At 43.2% G+C, this 2,444-nt stretch carries 2 protein-coding genes and 1 pseudogene; 2 read left to right on the top strand and 1 reads right to left on the bottom strand.

Going from position 1 to position 2,444, the window contains the following annotated elements; genetic code table 11:
* Nucleotides 1-409 (bottom strand): annotated as a pseudogene (locus tag AZ66_RS28585) (N-acetylmuramoyl-L-alanine amidase); the annotation flags it as partial.
* A 313-nt stretch (nucleotides 410-722) separates the two neighbouring features.
* On the opposite strand from AZ66_RS28585, the gene AZ66_RS28580 reads away from it, so the two are divergent.
* Nucleotides 723-1,826 (top strand): CHAP domain-containing protein, encoded by a 1,104-nt coding sequence (locus AZ66_RS28580; protein WP_044358035.1) that lies wholly within the window; start codon nucleotides 723-725, stop codon nucleotides 1,824-1,826.
* Nucleotides 1,827-2,359: 533 nt separating this feature from the next.
* The coding region (locus AZ66_RS33980) for a thioredoxin domain-containing protein (protein ID WP_442950333.1) at nucleotides 2,360-2,444 on the top strand (85 nt) is incomplete at its 3' end.

Raw genomic sequence — 2,444 nt, 5'->3', positions numbered from 1 at the left:
GGAGTTGAGATGCTGCTGCAAGAGTATGATGGCTCGGATCATCAAGCGAATCCGATGTGCTGCCTTGGTCAGCGGTTGCATTCTGTTCCACTGGCTGCTGCTTCGGAATGTCGGTCAAATGCATAACGCCGAAGCCTCCAGATGTGCTTGGTTCGCCATTATGTTGCTCCCACCGTGTAAGGTTGTAGGAGACGGACATCAGAATGCTCACAGGCACTTCGAACTCTTTCGCTGCAGATTCGAAGGCTTGCTGGAGATGCTGCGAATTCGACTTGACTTGCTCCGCATAGACAGACGGTGCACTGTTGAATGGAGCAGGCAGCGTAGGCGCAAATACCGAGGCCGCCAATGAGGCGACAGTGAGAGTGAGCGATAGCTTTTTCCATTGGATTGTTTGAAGTCGTTTCAATTATTTCCCTCCCAAAATGATAATCACTAAGACAAGATGATACCGCTTTCAAAACAGAATTGGCATCCACAAAATCGCTTCCTTTTTGACCACCTCCATTCCATAATATGGGGATTGGTAACTATTATATTATCTTTCAATTAAAATTTTCAATATATTTTTAAAAGACGAAATATTTTTTCAATATTCATAGAGACGACTCTCCTATCAATCTCTCAGGTACCATATACTTTCTCCAAAATTTCCCGTAATTTATGGAGTGTCGATCCTTACAGTCCTAATCGGCATGAAATGACAAGGGAGGTAACGGTAGATGAATAGCCATCAAATCAATGATCATGCGGTGTCACGATGCAAAAGCATTCAGGTACTCGTCCATGGATTACTGCAATCGATGGACAGTTCCGTCCAGAAACAGGATGCAGCTATACGCCTGTATGGCGTATCTGCATTCGCATCTATGCTTGTTAGAAAGAGAGGGCTGCAATCGGAACTCGCCGCAATCGCGGGTGTGCTTCACCATTATTATTTTTACAAAACCGGTATCGAAGATTTCCCTGGCCCCAACAGCTCAGAGGCCGTGAGACCAATGATCCGTGACCTTAAATTGTTCTCTCAAGAAGAGCAGGCAACCATCCTAAGAGCCATCTATTATCATGATGACAGACATCAACGTCATGGAGCATACGAAGAAGTCATAAAAGATGCGATTGTACTGCAAAAATACTTCCAAACCCCGAACAGCCAAGTAGATTCGAGAGATTCACACAGACTTCAGCGGGTATTAGGAGAATTAGCGATTCCATATTCCTACGAGACACCACATAACAATACGAGCACGGAATTTCCTAAAACAAGCAATTCCACCGACAAGCGTCAGATGCTGGCTGACATAGCTGAATCGCTCGCAAGACGGAACATTATTGGTGTGCCAGGAGATAAGCAATACCGAGAAATCTGCAAGTATTGGCCAGATATGAACATCTATCAAGACATCAGAGCTAGCTGGTGTGCTGCATTTGTCTACTACTGCTGTAGACAAGCTGGAATCGCCTTGCCGATACGATATCCCAATGGCATATATCGATTAGCCGGGGTAGGTGCATGGTTGGAGTGGTCTCAGCTGCCTGAGACCGGATTTTTCTACCGTGATGGACAAGAAGGATTCACACCGAAGCGAGGGGATATCGTCATCTATGACAAGCTGTTGACCGATAAGCCGCACGATCATATTGGAGTCGTACTCGCTTGTGAAGAGAAGGAGATTGTAGTGGCTGAAGGGAACAGAGATAACCAGAATTACTCCTCTGTGTTCCGGAGAGACAGACATCATTGCATACTCGGTTACATTCGGATCGACAATGACTATGCGTTTCATTTTGAAGGCAGATTGAATTCAGCATATTTAGGCGAGTAAGAATGCTAAGTTTATTCGCATAATTGTAGGCTGTACTTGATTTCATCTCGGGCGGGAATTACATGATCCTGTGGGCAATATAAAAAACAAACTTGACATACTCAGAGAATGATGGATATTATAGACTCAATATATCTGTGATAAGTATATTCCCGCCTGAACCACAGTAATTAGTATAAAAAATTGTGAGATGGTTGTCAGTTATGCATGATGATTACTATTTCGATGCCGGCAGGCATCTTCAACGATGAGTGATGTAACATCGGTTTAATTTGTCCGCTATATGTAGTTACTCAATTTTCGTCTTAATTAAAGATATTATCAGTCCGTAATATCCATAAATATATTCATGAACGTTCAAATTTTCGCAAAGGAGGTGATGAGGAACATAGGACATTTCTTATGGCGGGTAATCTATTCAACCCAATGCATTGTCAATCAAGAATATAGGAGGAAGATTCACATGACCATTTGCCATACTACGGATAGAACCTTTGAAAGTGATTTGAATAGCGAAGGCTTGACATTAGTTAATTTTTTGGGCGCCTTGGTGCGGTCCTTGTCGTGCTTTTGCTCCAATACTCGAAACGTTTGATCAGACGCAACTCCAAAAGATAA

Source organism: Paenibacillus sp. E194 (assembly GCF_000935845.1).
GTDB lineage: Bacteria > Bacillota > Bacilli > Paenibacillales > Paenibacillaceae > Paenibacillus_B > Paenibacillus_B alvei_B.
This window is presented reverse-complemented; position numbering and strand designations above follow the sequence as displayed.

Bases quoted from the DNA above. Each gene is read 5' to 3' on its own strand.
- AZ66_RS28580 (WP_044358035.1), top strand. From the start codon at position 723: ATGAATAGCCATCAAATCAATGATCATGCGGTGTCACGATGCAAAAGC.